Below are 14879 nucleotides of genomic sequence, written 5' to 3' on the forward strand. Positions count from 1 at the left end.
CAATTAGATGCCGGTCAAATCATATTCCAATCGCTTTGCGGTGTTTAAAGCCGCTTCTTCGCTTATCCAACGGCGTATAATATGCAAAGACATCTGGATTCCTGACGATATACCGCCGGAAGTGATGATATGACCTGCATCGACGTATTTCGTATTCCTTACAACAGTAACGTCCGGAAATTCAGTTTCAAGCCGGTCTATATCCATCCAGTGAGTTGTTGCCGGCAGACCATCCAAAAGTCCGGCTTTTGCGAGAAGAAACGCTCCTGTACAGACGGATGCAAGAAGTTCTACTTTTGTGGACTGTTCTTGAAGCCATTGAATGAGATCCGAATTGTGGATTTCGATCTCCTCTGCTCCATAACCGCCAGGAACAATAAGGATGTCAAATAAGGGGGCTGTTTCGAAGCTGTAATACGATTTAACGATGAGCCCATTCCGGGCTTTAATCAAACCTCCATAGTGCGATACCGTTTTTACACGAAAAGCCTTCTCTTTTCGTTCCGCTAACTCGGTAATGGAGAATACCTCAAAGGGACCCGCAAAGTCTAAGACTTCTGCTTCATGAAATAAGAGTATCCCTACATCCCGTGGATAACACACGCAGACCGCCCCCTCACGTATTGGTGCACCAGAGTGTCATACAAAATCAATATCGTACTCCATATGCTTAGCCGTAGCCTTAGCGACATCAACTCCCAGCAATCTGCGCACGATATGAAACGCCATATCGATCCCGGCCGAAATCCCGGCAGAGCTGATCACGTTTCCTTCGTCTACAAACTTCACATGGTCCAGTACGGTCACCGCAGGGAAGTTCTCCTTCATCCATGGAATGCTGGCTGCGTGGGTCGTTGCTTGCTTTCCATCGAGCAGACCTGCTTTCGCGAGCAAGAATGCTCCCGTGCAGACAGAAGTCATGAGCTCGACTTGATGAATCCTGCCGCGAATCCAAGAGATGACGTTATCGTTATGCAGCTCGCGACGGGTTCCAACTCCACCGGGTATGACAATAATGTCATAATCCGGTACGGATTCAAGGCTGTAATCCGGGACTCCCCTGAACCCGTTTCGTGCCGTGACGATTTGCCCGGACTCGGAAAAAGTAGTAACCAAGAAAGGTTTCAATTCATCCGGTTTCCCCCGGTTTATGGAGGTGACGGCAAACACCTCGAACGGTCCGGCAATTTCCAGTACTTCTGCATCGTCGAACAAAAAAATGCCCACTTTACGCTGTTTCATAAGTCCCTCCACATTGAAAATAAAATTAGTTTCCCACTCAACTCAACTTGCTTCGTATCAGCCGGTTTTTCAACCAACGATGCCAAGACTTTCCGCCAGCCCTTACCGGTCTAAGGCAGGAAGACCGTTCGGAAGCAGCTTGACCGGGGCTTTGAAGACGAACCGGTTGACTATTTCCGCTGCAGTCAGGTTGATAACGATACTCCCGTATACGCCAAACGTATAGCTTGCCTCGTAATTGAACCCGAGCCAATCGTGACTTATAAACAACAGGATGTGGGTCAGCATGTTCGTAAAGCAAAATACGTAGCTGCGCACCATCCATTTGCGGTGCGATGTGATGTTTCTTCGTTTGATGGCGATATATGCGGTAATCGAAAAAACGAGCCAGACGATATTCAACAGATTAAAGGCGATGCTGTTCACTTTCCCTCCGGTTGAATGCGGAGCCAAATAACCGGATGTGAAGATGACTGCGATAACGGCAAGCAGGTAGACAATCCCGTTTACTCTGTGAAGCAGCCGGTTTCGTTTCAACAGCCGCATGGAGAAATTGGCGACTCCCGAAAGCATCGCGATACAGCCGAAAATAATATGTACCCGCACGACACTTAACCAGGCCGGCATGACGAATGAGGAGGAAAGCTTCGTCTTATGGCTTAAAAATTCAGTGAATTGCGGGTCGAGCACCAGATTTTTGCCTAACACATAAACGATGAAGACGACGGTTACAAGGATTAATGTGAAATACAACTTCTTACTCACGGTCTGCTTCATTGAGATCCTCCATCCCGAGTGATCCGTACAGTAGACATTTGATTCCGAACGGTCTCTTTAAAGAGTAACATAGGAAAAAAATACATCAATAGCTACAAGGGGCTATTTATTGGCGTGATTTCAAAGTTGTGTGAACGGTCGTTCTAGGCTGTTGACGGAGGGAAAACAGTTTGCTATGATTTTTGATACCGAACGGTATCTTTTTATTTTTTGTGGAGGTGCAGGCCATGAGAAAAGAAATTGCGGGAATCGTTATACCAGATACGAAGCTTGCGAAAGAAGCAACCGAGCTTGTCCGCGAAGTGTCCCCCGTTTCCATATTCAATCATGCTCTACGAAGCTATATCTTTGGAGCGGCGCTCGGGAATAAGCTCAACAAAAAATACGACGCGGAAATGCTGTATCTCTCCGCCATCATGCATGATCTCGGCGTGGTCGAACGCTTTATCGGGCCGGCGAGATTTGAGATCGACGGCGCCGATGCCGCCGCCGATTTTTTAACCAAGCATCAGTACCCCGCCGAGAAAATAGCGCTTGTTTGGGATGCCATCGCCCTCCACACCAGTGTAGAAATTGCCATACGCAAAGCGCCGGAAGTGGCGTTGGTTCAAATGGGCACGTTCACGGATGTCGGATTTCTTGACGATGGCATGCTGCCGGCTTCTTTTCTGGAGGAAATCTTCGAAGCGGTCCCTCTGCTTGGCTTTCATCAAGCTTTCACGGAAGCGGTCACGGAGGTGCTCCGCCGTAAGCCGCATACCGCGTATGTGAGCTTCTTGGCGGATATCGTCAGAAACGAAATTCATGGAGAGGCTTCTCCGAAGGTATGCAGCCATATTCCTCGGCCGCCATTCGACAACCAGGCTTAAACCGTAAAATCCGCCCCTTGATAGCCAAGGCGGCGGATTTTTTTCGCGCATTTCGATTTAATTTTTCAAGCCAATCAGCTCCAAGTATTGGGCCATGTTCTCCATGCTGTACCGAACATGCCTGCTGTTCTCTTCCAGCTTGCTAAGAACGATGCTGCCCTCTAAAGCCGATATCAGAAAGGAGGCCGTCGAGTCGATGTTCAGATCGGATCGGAACTCCCCGTTTTGGATCCCTTGCTCCAATATTTCTTGGATTGCCCCGTAAAAATGGCGAAAGGTGGTTTGAGCTTTCTCGCGCAGCAAGCGATGTCCGTCATCGCACTCCACCGCCGTATTAAGCATCGGACAACCGCCTGTAAAGGGCGGATTATGGACGACGTCGGCGTATACCTCAAAAAAGGAGAGCAGCTTGTCTTTCGCCGTTTGCTTGCCGGCCTGCGCTTGCAGAAATTTGTCCCTGACCACTTCCGATGCATAATCGTACGCCAGCAGCGCGATTTCATCCTTGCTTGCAAAATGACGGTACAGTCCTCCCCGCTTAATTCCGGTCATTTCGGTGATATCATTAAGGGACACGCCATTGTATCCTTGTTGGTTAAACAGTGCCGCCGACTTTTGAATGATTTGCTCCTTTGTCAGTTCACCTTTTCTCATAACTCCATACCGCCTCCATATCTGAATTGATACCAATCTTTCTATGGATTGTCAACCCGTGAAATTTCGGTATTCTAGCCGGCATCCGTCCACGATTCTCCCCACTCGTACGAATCCAAGCTGGAAAAGCTGCAGTCGTTCGGAATCTACAAGCAGAAGGCATGGGGAGCAGGCCCGCAAACGGCTATTTAACAGGCCGATTATGAAAATATTTACAAAGTTTTAATATAGACTTATAATTAGGCATATAACTCAAATAAGTAATATTATGTAAAAATTAAAATATATTTCTATAGTCAAAGGGGGTGAATTACATACGAGTCAAGGATTACGTCGTCAATTGGGAGGACACGATGCGGCTGCCGGACAGTGATATGGATGAGAAAATAAAAGGCTTGTCCGTCGCAACGCAGCTCGGTGCCCGCGTTCCTACAGGTCTGATCATTCTTCCGGAAGCTTACCGCGCTTTTGTAGAGGAGGGGGCCGTTCCAAAGGGGCTTGGCGCTGCGCTGGCCTCGCATCTGTCGGACGTGGAGCGCCGAATCGGGCAAAACATCGGCATTTTCGAAGCGGACAAACCTCCTTTGCTGTTTTCTTTGCGATGCGGGGACAAGAACGGCGGCGTACGACTGCCGGAGTCCCTTGTCAATATCGGACTGGCTCAAGCCGAGGGACAAGCGAAGCGGCCGGATGCGTTTGCCGGCCTTCTTCAAGAAGAATACGCCATGCAAGCGCGGCAATTTCAAGGCAGTCTTCTTCCCGGCGCAGCAGCCCGGAACCCGTCGCACGGTCCGTTCGGGAGCGCGGTTGACGAGCTGCTTTACTACATCGAACGGATCTATGCGCATTTTCAAGAGCTGGAGCAAGCGGGACAGGAGCATTTCCACCGCTGGCTGATCGTTCAGCAAATGGTGTATGCGAATTGGAATGCGCATTCTTGCAGCGGAAGGGCCTACACCCGGAACCCGCGCACGGGACAAGCGGACGATTTCGGGAAATACTTGATGCGTCAGTCGGGAGCGTATTTGAATCTGACCCCGCTGGAGCGGAAAAAAGATTTACGTGAATTACGGAACGATATCCCCGAAGCGTACGATCAGCTCAAGGCATTTTTCGTCGAACTGGAAAGCTATTACCGGACGCCGAGATATGTGGAGTTTGTCGTTGAGGATCGCAGGCTGTACATTCTGCAAAATACGAGGGGGAGCTATGCGGCGAGATAAATCGGCCCTATGGGAAGTTCATTGCGGTCACGGGAAAGGAGGTGATACGTCATGAGCTACCTCGGTTTTGGGTTCAGTCTCATCTTTTATTTCATGCTCTGGACTTTATGCTCGTATTGGATTCACCGGATCGCCCACATTCCGCATAAAAAAAACATTTTGTTTAAAATTCATCAAGCGCATCATATGGTGCAGTACGGCGAGTCTTATATGCCTTCCTGGGGCAGCTTCTTCTTCTGGTTCGGAAGCTGGAAGGCCTCGCTGGACGTGTGGATTTCGTTAACGCTTCCGGTCGTCATTATCGCGATCATCGATCCGGTGCCCGGCATTACGCTGCTGATTTTTCACTATGTGTACGAGGTGTTTTTTTCGAGCAACGTGCTGGATCACAACCCCAAAATAAAAGGGATGGTTACGCGGATTTTTGCCATCGGCCAATATCATCTTCAGCATCACCGGGTGCAGCGCTGGAATTATTCTTTTTTCATCACCTTATGGGATCATGTGTTCCGCACGGTGAAAAAAAGCGGCAAAAATACGGAGAATCGTGCGGTAGGAGGGAGTTTATGATCAACCATTTTTTAAATATCAATGCTTTTTTCGATTATGGCATGTACCGCCAACAGAGCAAGGAAGCTTTAACCGAAAAGGATTTGCTGGGGGTGTTTCCGCCTTCGCTGGCCCGTCTGGAAATGTCCCGAGACAAGCTGATTCCGATTCCTGAAGAAGTGAAGGAGGTTTATTCGCGTTATCGTCCGACCCCGTTGTTCCGGGCGGAAAAATTCGAGCAGGCGATCGAAACGGACTGCGAAATTTACATCAAAGACGAAGGGGCGACCCATTCCGGAAACCATAAGGCCAACAGCGCGTATCTGATTTCCTACATGTGCCATAAGGACGGCGTAAAAACGATCACGACCGAAACGACCGGGAACTGGGGAATCGCTTTGGCTCAAGCGGCGAAGCATTTTGGCATCCGCCTCCTTTGTTTCATTGACGAAGAAAGCAACAACGTCCGGCCGGACCGGAAGCTGCAGATGGAGAAGGCCGGCGCGGAGGTCATCGTCGTCAAATTGGACCAGTACCATCAGGACCTGCTGACGTTGTCAGCCGATTCGGCAATCGAATATACGAAGAAGATGGAAGACTCGATCTATATTTTCGGCAGCGTGTACGGCTATTTTGTCATCCCGCAAACCGTGATCGGGCTGGAAGCGAAGGAGCAGCTCGCCGCCTTGGGGAAATATCCCGATATTGTGGTGGGAAGCTGCGGAGGCGGCGCCAATATTCTCGGGACGGCATCGGCTTTTCTGGCAGACCGTCTGGAGCACGGCAACAAAGTGGAGGTCTTCTCCTCGGAGGCGGAGCCGTGCCCGATATTGACCAAGGGTGAAATGGGGTATTATTCGATCGACAGCCAGGATTATTATCCGTTGGTCAAGACTTACGGGCTCAAGGGGCTGAACGACAGCACCTACATCGGAGGTCTGGGCTCGACCATCGTAGCTCCGGCCGTCGCCCATTTTCATTCCAAGGGCATCATCGAGGCCAAAACCTTCACACCGGCGGAGGCGAAAGAAGCGGCGGAACGCTTCTATCAATCTCAGGGCGTATCCGTAGCTTTGGAAACGGGGTACCAGCTGGCGGGCGTTATTCATAAAGCCAAAAGCAGCAAGGGGAAAGTCATTCTGGTCAATATCAGCTCCGGTGTCAACGATAAGCAGTTTTTCGATTACAACTAAGCCGGCAGGCGCCAAGCTTGATCTTCGGAGGTGTGGAAATGAAATGTTTTCTGGGCAGATGGGTGAAAGCGCACGGCGAACCGCAGCTTACGATTTATGCGCTGGACGACCGCCAAGTTCAAGGCGCGCGTTCCGTTTCTACCGAAACGCCCGAGGATGAAGCTTTCGTCATGTTTGCCGGGGAGCTCTACAATGCCGGCTCGTTAGCCGATGCCGCCGGCGTCCGTTCCGCTTCTACGGAAGAGCTGTTGAAAGAGCTTTACCGGCGTGAAGGAACCGGGATCCTTACCCGCTTGGACGGGACGTTTGCGCTGGTGATTTACGACCGGCGGAAACGGGAGCTGCTGCTGGCGACGGACAAGCTGGGCGAGCAACCGCTGTTCGTCAGAGAAGATCAGCCGGGCGAGCTTTGGTTTTCCAACCGGTTGAAACCGCTGCTGAAGCATGGCGGAATACCGGCATTCGATATGTACGCCATCGACCAATACATGATCTACGGGACGCCCTTGGGCGGACGGACGCCTTTTCAAGGCATTTCCGTGCTGGAGTACGGGCAGGCCTACCGCGCCAATGCCATGGAACAGCGCGCGTGGAGATACTGGACGCCGAGCTACGATAAAGCCTACGAGAAGCGGCATCTGCCGGAGCTCTACGAAACCTTTAAAAGCATCCTGAGGGATTCGGTGCTGCGCTTGCGCGATGCCGGTCAAGTCACCGGCATCGCCTTTTCGGGAGGGGTCGACTCCAGCGGCATTTTGTTGACCTGCGTGCAGAACGACGTTCCGGTGCAGCCGGTTTGCCTGACCTACGCCTCCAAGGGCGGCGAGGATTTGAATCTTTACCGCGCACGGCTGGTGGCGGACTACTTGAAGGTTCCGATGCTTACCGTGCACTACCAGCCCCCGACCGATGCGGAGATCAGCGAAATTGCGGCAAGCTACGACTTGCCCTGCGGCAAGCTGATTACGCTGCACAACGATTATTTGTGCAAAAGCTTTCCCGACCCGTCGTCCGTTATCCTTGCCGGTCACGGGGGAGATGAGCTGTTTGCGGGATATTTGAGGTACCAACGGCCGCAAGACGGAGCGCAGACCTTGGTGCCCCGGTTCGCGCGCAGCAGGGGGAGCCACGGCTTGAAGGAAAACGAACGGAAGAGCATCGGCTTGTATGCGGAGCATTTCAGGCATTGGGCGGCGGCGCATGACCCGGAGGCGCTCTATTTGGTTGAGCGGCTCGATCCGTACCGGGACTGTGAGCCGATCGACCGGGTCTCCTTCCTGGAGCTGTTCTACGAAGGCCACTGCGACAACGTTTCCGTGGCCCACGGGTCGGGAAGGAAATACGGCAAACGGGTCCGCAGTCCGTTTTTGAGCCCGGATATGATTCAATTCGCCAATGCGATTCCGTTCGAGCTGAAAATCGCGGAGGGACAGCCGAAGGCGATTCCCAAATTCGGCTTGGCCGGAGAGCTGCCCCACGAAGCGCTCTTCGACCAAAAGTTCGGCTTCGACACCTTCTTTTCGCATGAAGCCTGGCTGCTCGAAATCCGCCATTCCTTCCGCGAGGAAATGATGGAAGGCGTGCTGGCGGGCGAGTGGCTGGACCGGGAGGCCGTGGGGCGGTTGTTCGACCGGGAGCAGGAAGCTTCGGCCGCCGCCAGCCTGTGGAAGCTGCTTTCGTTCGAGCGCTGGTATAAGCAGATCGTCGCCTAGCAGTCCGGGTAAAAAAAGAAAGGTATTCAACGGATCGAAAGGACGGTGTTCCATGGATCGAAGGGAATTAGCGTCGCTTCTCGAACAATGCGGGAGCTTGGAGCATCCGGCGCATTCGGCGGATTACCGGCTCGCAGCTTGCACCGTGCGGCTGCATTGCTCAGCCCCTGAGCTTTTTCAGGAGATACACGATGTGCTGTCGCCGACTTTCGGCGGGGAGCGGGCGGCCGAGCTTCCGGCCGGCGGCTGGCGCTTCGCGGTCATGGTCAGCGACGCCTGGGACTTCGAGCGGTTTGCGCAGGCAGCCGAAGGAGAGACGGTCATCGCGCAGAGCACCGGCTACCGGACGTTGAGGGGAAAGGTGCTGGAGGACGCAACCGTCCGTTACGTGGCCAATACGGAAAGCGGCAATCTGATCGCCGTCGACAACGTCCGGAAGCTGGCGGCAGCGATAGGCAGGAAGCCGGACAGCTCGCTCATTCTGGACGCAAGCGCGACGATCCGCAATATTTTACGATCGGAATTGGAGCGGCGCGGGGGCTTCGTCCTTCATTCCTCCTCGCTGCGGGTCAAGGATAAGGGGGTGGCGATTATAGGGGAGAAGGGGGCCGGCAAATCGACGCTTCTGATGGAATGGCTCATGAACGCGGGAGCGGCGTGCGTCGGTCCGGACCGGACTTTTTTCTGGAAGGACAGGCAGGGAATCCGGTTTAGCGGGTGGCCTTCGGAGATTCGCCTCAAGGCGGAAACTGTCGCAGAGTACCCCGGCTTGCAAGCGTTCGTCCATCAAGACCCCGCCTTATGGAACGGGGAAAAGTATGAAATTCCGCTTCAGCGTCTGTCATCATGGCATGTGCCGGTAGCAAGGGAAGTTCCGCTGCATGTGGTCATTTTTAAACAGTACGTTCCCGACATGCCGGATTTTCAGGTTGAACCTCTGCACCGGCGGGAGGATATGATCCGCGAACTGAAATCTTCCCTGTATACGCCGGAGGACCCGAATTATCCGAATTGGATCGGCGTCCCTAATCAGAGTGAGGAGAAAGCGGAGGATACGCTGCTCCACACCCCCGGTTTGCGGTTTATTAAATTGACGGGAGGAGGCAGCCGGGAAAGGCTGCTGAATCTGGCGCAGGAGCTGGTTTTCGATGAGGCTTACGAGCAAAGAACGTATTATCCATAATCTGGACGGCATTAAGCGGATTGTTTTTGACATTGACGGCACGCTGAAGCTGCCGGGGATTCCTATGAAGCCGGCTATGATCGAGCTGTTTAACCGGTTAACGGAGCTCGTTCCCGTCAGTTTGGCGACGGCGCGAACCGTTTTGTCGGTCAGGCGCTTCCTGCGGAAAAACGGGCTTCGGATGAACTGCCCCGTCATTTGCTTCAACGGAAGAACCGTTTACGATTACGGACAAGGGCGCAGCTTATACGAAGCTTCCATCGACATGAAGGATGTCCGGCTCATTCAAGAGGCTTGCAGCAGGTCCGGAGATATCATCTTCGAACAGGGGGAGTCCGCCTACGCCACTTCGGAAGCGGGAGCGTGCTTGTACGCCGAGGACTGGAAGATCGGCCGGGAGGCCGTCCGGGTCATTGGCGGCGAATTGCCCCCGGCCCCGCCGGTCACGATCGTGCTCATGCCCGGACAGACGGATATGCTCGAACGTTTGGAGAAGATCATGCCCGAGGTGTCGTCTTCCCTGATCGTCGCGAAGCAGAGAACGACCGATTGGTATGAAGTGAAGCGCGGGGGCATCACCAAGGCGGTCGGGCTGCAGGCTTTATGCCGTGCGGCCGGGGAGAGCCCCGGCCAATGCCTCGTATTCGGCGATGAGGAAAACGACTGCGAGATGTTCGAGATTGCTGGTTTAAGCGTAGCGGTGAATCAGGCCAATGAAAAGCTGATTGCCCTTGCGGATGCGTATTGCGAGCATGATATGGAAGAGCTGTTGGACAGGATTGCAAGCCAAATGACGATGACCATAGGGAGGCCACACAATGGATTGGATATCGGCAATCGGGGATAGCGCGCCTCCGCACGTGACGGAACGCATGGATTTTCAGCAGGTGAAAGAACTGAAGATCGGGCATTCCGCTTCCAAGGTTTTCTTTATCAAGGACAAGCGGACGGACGGGGGCGTGTATCTTAAATGCAACGCGCTCACGCCGGCAATTTCGCTGGAAGCCGAGAAAGACCGCCTTGTCTGGCTGCAGGGCAAGCTGCCCGTACCGCAAGTCGTTCATTATGCGAAGGAACGGTCGTTTGAATATTTAATCACCGCAGCGCTCGAAGGCGATAATCCGATCGGCGCCGGAGACCCCAACTCGCCGGAGAATACGGAGCGGGTGATCGGCCTGTATGCGGCGGGACTGCGCCAAATTCACAGCGTTCCCGCCGGAGCTTGCCCATTCGACAACCGGCTGCCCCGGCAGATGGAAAAAGCGCGCCGGAATATGGCGGACCATTTGATCGTCGCAGACATTCTTGAGCGGTACGAGGTCGATAACGTCGGTGTTTTATACGAAACCTTGGTGAAAACGAGTGCCGCCATTCAAGAAGAGCTTGTATTTACCCATGGAGATTACAGTCTCACCAACATCATCGTGCAGGACGGCGAGCTTCGCGGGTTCGTCGACTGGGGCAACGGCGGCGTTTCCGACAAGTATCAGGATTTGGCGATTGCCGCCAAGAGCATCGTCTATAACTACGGCGAAGCGTGGGTGCCCGTATTTTTCGAGCGCTACGGTATAAACCGGCCGGATCCGGAGAAGATCCAATTTTATCAGCTTCTGGATTGGTTTATCTGAGGCATGGTGCAATTTGCATGAGGAGGCCTGACGCATGGATGCGCTGATCGAAAAGGTTTACCGGTTGACTGCGGAGCAGTTCAGGCAGCGCTACGGATTGACGGCGGATAGGCAGGGCTGGCCGCCGGAGCCGGCATCTTGCGATGTATGGAAGGGCACGTTCGGCGTATCGGAGACGCTGCTTCGCGAAGGAGTGCAGCCTCATTCGGTGGTGCTCGGGGGGCCGTGCCTTGTCTTTACGCACGGGCAGGCGCGCAACGTCACGGTTAAGGATTGCATCGATCTCATTGCGCCGATCCGTGCGGCCAAGTGCCTGAATCTCCCCTGCGTGCTCCTGATCGAGATCGAGCAGCTGTCCATCCTGGCCGGAGACGGCAAGTCGCCGCTGGATGACGAGCATTGGTCGGTTATGGTGGGCGTGCTCCATAATTTTGTCCGCTATTACGCGCTGTCCATCGGGTTTCCGCTCGAACGCCTGCATTTCACCTGTACGTCGGAGCCGGAGGTTGAAGCGGTGGTGGACGATCTGGCGGACCGGTACGGAGCCCTGATCGGTACGGAAGACATTTGCGGGTTATACGCCCCGGACGGCTCGTCTTCCTTCCCCCGGGAACACCCGCTTTACGAAAGGTATGTTACGGCTTTCAAGCGGTCCTTGATGCTTTACCTGCCTGCCTTCTCGGAGCATGTCACAGGGCTGGCCGAACCGTCCGTCATTAGCGCGGAAAATGTGAACCAGGCGCGCGCCGTCGCGGTGGCGGGGAAATTGGCCGGGCGGTTGAACATGAAGGCGCCGGCGATGATTTCTCATGCGGAATGCCCGAACATCGCCGGGACAAGAATGGACCATGGAGAGGAAAAGGATAAGCTGTACGTTTCCGAGCCTCTGCCTGTATTGCTCGGCAAGCTCGGCCTTTGCGACGGCCTTGTCGTTTCCTATTTGTCCAAGTGGTACACGGAACGGGAGCCCGCGACGCCTGCGGACGCCTACGCCCAAGCGTCCGGCTTCTTAACGGCGGTCAACGGCATGTTTGCAAGAGCTTACAAGCAACACACTTATCAGGATGTAAAGGAGGTATGGTTATCATGAACACCTGTGTCTCGACCGTTCCCAGAAGCCCCAAAATCGCTTATATCCGTATCCTGGAAGCGTGCAATGCCAAGTGCAAGATGTGCCGGTTCGCCGGATCGACGGACAGTTACCGGCTGCCTTTGGAGAAGCTTAAGCAGCTGGCGGCGGAGCTGGCCGAGCTGGATACGGAAGAAATCCGCTTTACCGGCGGCGAGCCGACGCTGTACGACGATTTGATGGAGGCGATTCGCTTCATCCGCTCGCTCGGGCTGCGGGTCAGCACGATTACGAACGGCTCCCGGCTGAAGCATTATGCGGCCGATCTGGTGGACGCCGGCATTACCGGCATCGTTTGTTCGCTGGATTCGCCCCGGGCGGAAATCCACAATACGCTCCGGGGCACGCCCCGTCTGTTCGAGGACGCCGTGGAGGGCTTGGCGGAAATCAACCGGCTGCGGGACCGGAAGAAGGGCGATCTCAAGCTGGTTGTGAACAGCATCGTCTCGAACCGGACGTACGATCATCTCGACGAATTCATTCCGCTGCTCGACGAGATCGGAGTCGATCTTTGGCGGCTGAATCCGATCAAGGATGTCAAAGGCATGTATTTAACGCCGCACGAAATCAAGCAGTATAACGTGGTGGCGGTCCGTATCCAGCACAGGCTTCAAAGCAGCCGTGTCCGGTTGAATGCGGTTAATCCGTTTATTTTCGGCACGTCGGAGGAAGAGATCGAAGGCTGCTCCAAGGGCAAGGCGTTAACGTACAGCAAATGCTTCGTACCGCTTTACGTCTCCTATATCGACGCCAAGAACGGCAGCATGACCGCTTGTCAATGTCTTCCCCACCGGAGAGGGAAGCCGCTCAGCGTAGAAGGCGTGTTCGAAAGGCCGTTCAAGGAAATCTGGAACGAGTCGCAGTTCGTGAACAACCGGCAAAGCTTCTCGCAGGTGGCTCCGCAAGTGTGCACCGGCTGCGAGCCGGCCAACGTGAAGTGGAATAAGGACTATCACGAACACCAACTGGAGGCGGCCGACTATTCGTTCAGCTGGGACTCCTAAACCATGAAAACAAAAGGTGAAACGATGAAAGAAGTGACTCCGACGCTTCCCGGCCACTTTTTGGGCGCGCATTTGATGGATGAAGAAGAAATCAACGAAGTGCTGGAGGTGATGCGCTCCAAATCCATCTTCCGGTACTACGGTCCGCAGCTGCTCGGCAAGACGGATCAATTCGAGGCGGAGCTGGCCCGCTTTCTCGAGGCGGAGCACGTCCTGGCGGTAAGCTCCGGCACGGCGGCGCTCAAAACCGCGCTGCAGGCGCTCGGCATCGGTCCCGGCGACGAGGTGATCGTCCCGGCTTACGGCTTCATCGCGACGGCCAATGCGGTCGTTGCCTGTCATGCCGTTCCCGTCTTTGCCGATATCGACGAGTCCATGAACATAGACCCCGGCGATGTCCGGACGAAAATAACGGCCAATACGAAAGCGATCATTTGCGTGCATGTGCAGGGAGTGGCCGCCGAGCTCGAATCGCTGCTCGACCTCGCGAACGGGCACGGGATTCCGTTGATCGAAGATGCGGCTCAGGCTTTTGGCGGGACCTACAAGGGCAGGAAGCTCGGCACGTTAGGCGCAGCGGGCTGCTTCAGCTTTCAGACGAATAAGATCGTCTCGCTCGGCGAAGGCGGGGCCGTGGCTATGCGGAGCAGCGATATGTATCAACGGGCAGCGATCTATCACGATCAAGGCTGCGTTCGCCACGACGGGTTCCCGACCTGGAACAACGACGCTTGCTTTTTCGGGGAAAATTACCGGATGAGCGAATTGTCGGCGGCGATCGGGAGGGTACAGCTCCGGAAATCGCGCATTCTGCTCAAGCAGCTGAGGGAGCTCAAAGCGCAATTGAGGCATAATCTGGGGGCGATGGGGCTGCATTTGCGGCGGATGCCGGACACAGAGGGCGACTGCGGTGTAGCGGAATGCTTTTATGTCCAGGATGAGCAGATCCGAAACGAAATCATCGCCCGGTTGAAAAGCGACAACGTACTGGCCACGCCGTCCTACAATTCGGCCGTGTACGAAAACCGGATGTTCTATAACCGGCGCGTGGCGCATTCGTCCGGTTCCCCCTTCGCCCATTCGCAAATCACCTACGAGCCCGGCATGTGCCCGGCGGCGGAACGGTTAGCCCGTCTTTCCGTTTGGATTCCGGTCATTCCTTTATACGATATGGACAAAATCGAAACCATATCCGAGGCGGTACAACACATTATGGCGTCCTATTAAGGAGGAAAATCACATGAGAATTTTTTTGGCCTATCCCTTTACGAAATTGCTGGATGCAGACGGAAATTTCCACGAGTCGTCCAAACAATTTATTACGAACGCGGTGAAGCGGTTGGAAGAGCGGGGACACAGCGTGTTTTCCGCTCAAGTGAGAGAACTGTTTGGCGAAGAGCTGATGGAACCGGATCTGGCGACCCGGCTTGATTATCAAGAAATGGGCAATGCGGATCTTGTCGTGGCTTTCCCCGGATGGGCGCCGATTTCCGGAGGCGTGCATGTGGAGCTGGGCTGGGCTTCCGCGAAGGGCAAACCGATTCTCTTGTTTCTGCATGAGGACGAATCGTATACGCCGATGGTTACCGGGCTCGGGATGGTCACGCAGGTGAAGCCCATCCTGTTCGGGGATGCCGATATGGACCGCTTGGTCGACCAGATTTTGGAGGAAGTGGATCAATACACGCTGCACTATACCTGACGGGAGGGTACGGG

Annotated in this window: 16 protein-coding genes; 12 read left to right on the forward strand and 4 right to left on the reverse strand. The window is 54.3% G+C overall.

The window, feature by feature from the left end; genetic code table 11:
- Positions 1–3: 3 nt before the first annotated feature.
- The 3 genes from PEH01S_RS18165 to PEH01S_RS18175 all read right to left on the reverse strand — a co-directional run bounded on the left by PEH01S_RS18165 (position 4) and on the right by PEH01S_RS18175 (position 2019).
- Entirely contained in the window at positions 4–603 is a 600-nt protein-coding gene (locus PEH01S_RS18165; RefSeq protein WP_127487220.1) for a DJ-1/PfpI family protein, read from the reverse strand.
- Between the two features lie 36 nt (positions 604–639).
- On the reverse strand, positions 640–1242 hold the full coding sequence (locus PEH01S_RS18170) for a DJ-1/PfpI family protein (protein ID WP_127487222.1): 603 nt from the start codon (positions 1240–1242) through the stop codon (positions 640–642).
- Between the two features lie 102 nt (positions 1243–1344).
- Entirely contained in the window at positions 1345–2019 is a 675-nt protein-coding gene (locus PEH01S_RS18175; protein ID WP_127487224.1) for a DUF2306 domain-containing protein, read from the reverse strand.
- Between the two features lie 227 nt (positions 2020–2246).
- Between PEH01S_RS18175 and PEH01S_RS18180 the strand changes: the two genes are divergently transcribed.
- The gene (locus tag PEH01S_RS18180) at positions 2247–2888 is read left to right on the forward strand and encodes an HD domain-containing protein (protein ID WP_127487227.1); all 642 of its coding nucleotides are present in this window, start codon (positions 2247–2249) and stop codon (positions 2886–2888) included.
- Positions 2889–2945: 57 nt separating this feature from the next.
- Here PEH01S_RS18180 and PEH01S_RS18185 read toward each other — a convergent pair whose 3' ends face one another.
- Positions 2946–3542, reverse strand: coding sequence for a TetR/AcrR family transcriptional regulator (locus tag PEH01S_RS18185; RefSeq protein WP_127487229.1), 597 nt, complete (start codon positions 3540–3542; stop codon positions 2946–2948).
- A 305-nt stretch (positions 3543–3847) separates the two neighbouring features.
- Here PEH01S_RS18185 and PEH01S_RS18190 point away from each other — a divergent pair, with 305 nt between their 5' ends.
- Genes PEH01S_RS18190 through PEH01S_RS18240 form a run of 11 tightly spaced genes read left to right on the forward strand, consistent with a single transcriptional unit; the run spans position 3848 to position 14865 of the window.
- On the forward strand, positions 3848–4765 hold the full coding sequence (locus PEH01S_RS18190) for a hypothetical protein (RefSeq protein ID WP_127487231.1): 918 nt from the start codon (positions 3848–3850) through the stop codon (positions 4763–4765).
- A gap of 51 nt (positions 4766–4816) precedes the next feature.
- Positions 4817–5335: a sterol desaturase family protein gene (locus tag PEH01S_RS18195; RefSeq protein ID WP_025848417.1), complete on the forward strand. Its 519-nt coding sequence runs from the start codon at positions 4817–4819 to the stop codon at positions 5333–5335.
- Positions 5332–6507 carry a pyridoxal-phosphate dependent enzyme gene (locus PEH01S_RS18200; protein WP_025848416.1) on the forward strand — a complete coding sequence of 392 codons (1176 nt, stop codon included), beginning with the start codon at positions 5332–5334 and terminating at the stop codon, positions 6505–6507. Before PEH01S_RS18195 ends, PEH01S_RS18200 begins: the two co-directional genes overlap by 4 nt.
- A 38-nt stretch (positions 6508–6545) precedes the next feature.
- On the forward strand, positions 6546–8219 hold the full coding sequence (locus PEH01S_RS18205) for an asparagine synthetase B family protein (RefSeq protein ID WP_127487233.1): 1674 nt from the start codon (positions 6546–6548) through the stop codon (positions 8217–8219).
- 52 nt (positions 8220–8271) lie between these two features.
- On the forward strand, positions 8272–9402 hold the full coding sequence (locus PEH01S_RS18210; protein ID WP_025848412.1) for a hypothetical protein: 1131 nt from the start codon (positions 8272–8274) through the stop codon (positions 9400–9402).
- Positions 9368–10249, forward strand: coding sequence for an HAD hydrolase family protein (locus PEH01S_RS18215; RefSeq protein WP_127487235.1), 882 nt, complete (start codon positions 9368–9370; stop codon positions 10247–10249). Before PEH01S_RS18210 ends, PEH01S_RS18215 begins: the two co-directional genes overlap by 35 nt.
- Positions 10221–11030, forward strand: a complete 810-nt coding sequence (locus PEH01S_RS18220; protein ID WP_127487237.1) for an APH(3') family aminoglycoside O-phosphotransferase — start codon at positions 10221–10223, stop codon at positions 11028–11030. Before PEH01S_RS18215 ends, PEH01S_RS18220 begins: the two co-directional genes overlap by 29 nt.
- Positions 11031–11064: 34 nt before the next feature.
- Positions 11065–12120: a hypothetical protein gene (locus PEH01S_RS18225; protein WP_127487239.1), complete on the forward strand. Its 1056-nt coding sequence runs from the start codon at positions 11065–11067 to the stop codon at positions 12118–12120.
- Complete coding sequence (locus PEH01S_RS18230; RefSeq protein ID WP_025848404.1) at positions 12117–13163, forward strand: radical SAM protein; 1047 nt, start codon at positions 12117–12119, stop codon at positions 13161–13163. The genes PEH01S_RS18225 and PEH01S_RS18230 overlap by 4 nt, the downstream gene beginning before the upstream one ends.
- A 3-nt stretch (positions 13164–13166) precedes the next feature.
- Positions 13167–14390 carry a DegT/DnrJ/EryC1/StrS family aminotransferase gene (locus PEH01S_RS18235; RefSeq protein ID WP_127487241.1) on the forward strand — a complete coding sequence of 408 codons (1224 nt, stop codon included), beginning with the start codon at positions 13167–13169 and terminating at the stop codon, positions 14388–14390.
- 13 nt (positions 14391–14403) lie between these two features.
- Positions 14404–14865 (forward strand): nucleoside 2-deoxyribosyltransferase, encoded by a 462-nt coding sequence (locus PEH01S_RS18240; RefSeq protein ID WP_025848400.1) that lies wholly within the window; start codon positions 14404–14406, stop codon positions 14863–14865.
- Positions 14866–14879 lie beyond the last annotated feature (14 nt).

Origin of the sequence: Paenibacillus ehimensis NBRC 15659 (genome assembly GCF_004000785.1) — a bacterium.
Lineage (GTDB): Bacteria > Bacillota > Bacilli > Paenibacillales > NBRC-103111 > Paenibacillus_G > Paenibacillus_G ehimensis.

Bases quoted from the DNA above. Each gene is read 5' to 3' on its own strand.
- PEH01S_RS18170 (WP_127487222.1), bottom strand. From the start codon at position 1,242: ATGAAACAGCGTAAAGTGGGCATTTTTTTGTTCGACGATGCAGAAGTA.
- PEH01S_RS18175 (WP_127487224.1), bottom strand. From the start codon at position 2,019: ATGAAGCAGACCGTGAGTAAGAAGTTGTATTTCACATTAATCCTTGTA.
- PEH01S_RS18180 (WP_127487227.1), top strand. From the start codon at position 2,247: ATGAGAAAAGAAATTGCGGGAATCGTTATACCAGATACGAAGCTTGCG.
- PEH01S_RS18185 (WP_127487229.1), bottom strand. From the start codon at position 3,542: ATGAGAAAAGGTGAACTGACAAAGGAGCAAATCATTCAAAAGTCGGCG.
- PEH01S_RS18195 (WP_025848417.1), top strand. From the start codon at position 4,817: ATGAGCTACCTCGGTTTTGGGTTCAGTCTCATCTTTTATTTCATGCTC.
- PEH01S_RS18200 (WP_025848416.1), top strand. From the start codon at position 5,332: ATGATCAACCATTTTTTAAATATCAATGCTTTTTTCGATTATGGCATG.
- PEH01S_RS18205 (WP_127487233.1), top strand. From the start codon at position 6,546: ATGAAATGTTTTCTGGGCAGATGGGTGAAAGCGCACGGCGAACCGCAG.
- PEH01S_RS18210 (WP_025848412.1), top strand. From the start codon at position 8,272: ATGGATCGAAGGGAATTAGCGTCGCTTCTCGAACAATGCGGGAGCTTG.
- PEH01S_RS18215 (WP_127487235.1), top strand. From the start codon at position 9,368: ATGAGGCTTACGAGCAAAGAACGTATTATCCATAATCTGGACGGCATT.
- PEH01S_RS18220 (WP_127487237.1), top strand. From the start codon at position 10,221: ATGGATTGGATATCGGCAATCGGGGATAGCGCGCCTCCGCACGTGACG.
- PEH01S_RS18225 (WP_127487239.1), top strand. From the start codon at position 11,065: ATGGATGCGCTGATCGAAAAGGTTTACCGGTTGACTGCGGAGCAGTTC.
- PEH01S_RS18230 (WP_025848404.1), top strand. From the start codon at position 12,117: ATGAACACCTGTGTCTCGACCGTTCCCAGAAGCCCCAAAATCGCTTAT.
- PEH01S_RS18235 (WP_127487241.1), top strand. From the start codon at position 13,167: ATGAAAACAAAAGGTGAAACGATGAAAGAAGTGACTCCGACGCTTCCC.
- PEH01S_RS18240 (WP_025848400.1), top strand. From the start codon at position 14,404: ATGAGAATTTTTTTGGCCTATCCCTTTACGAAATTGCTGGATGCAGAC.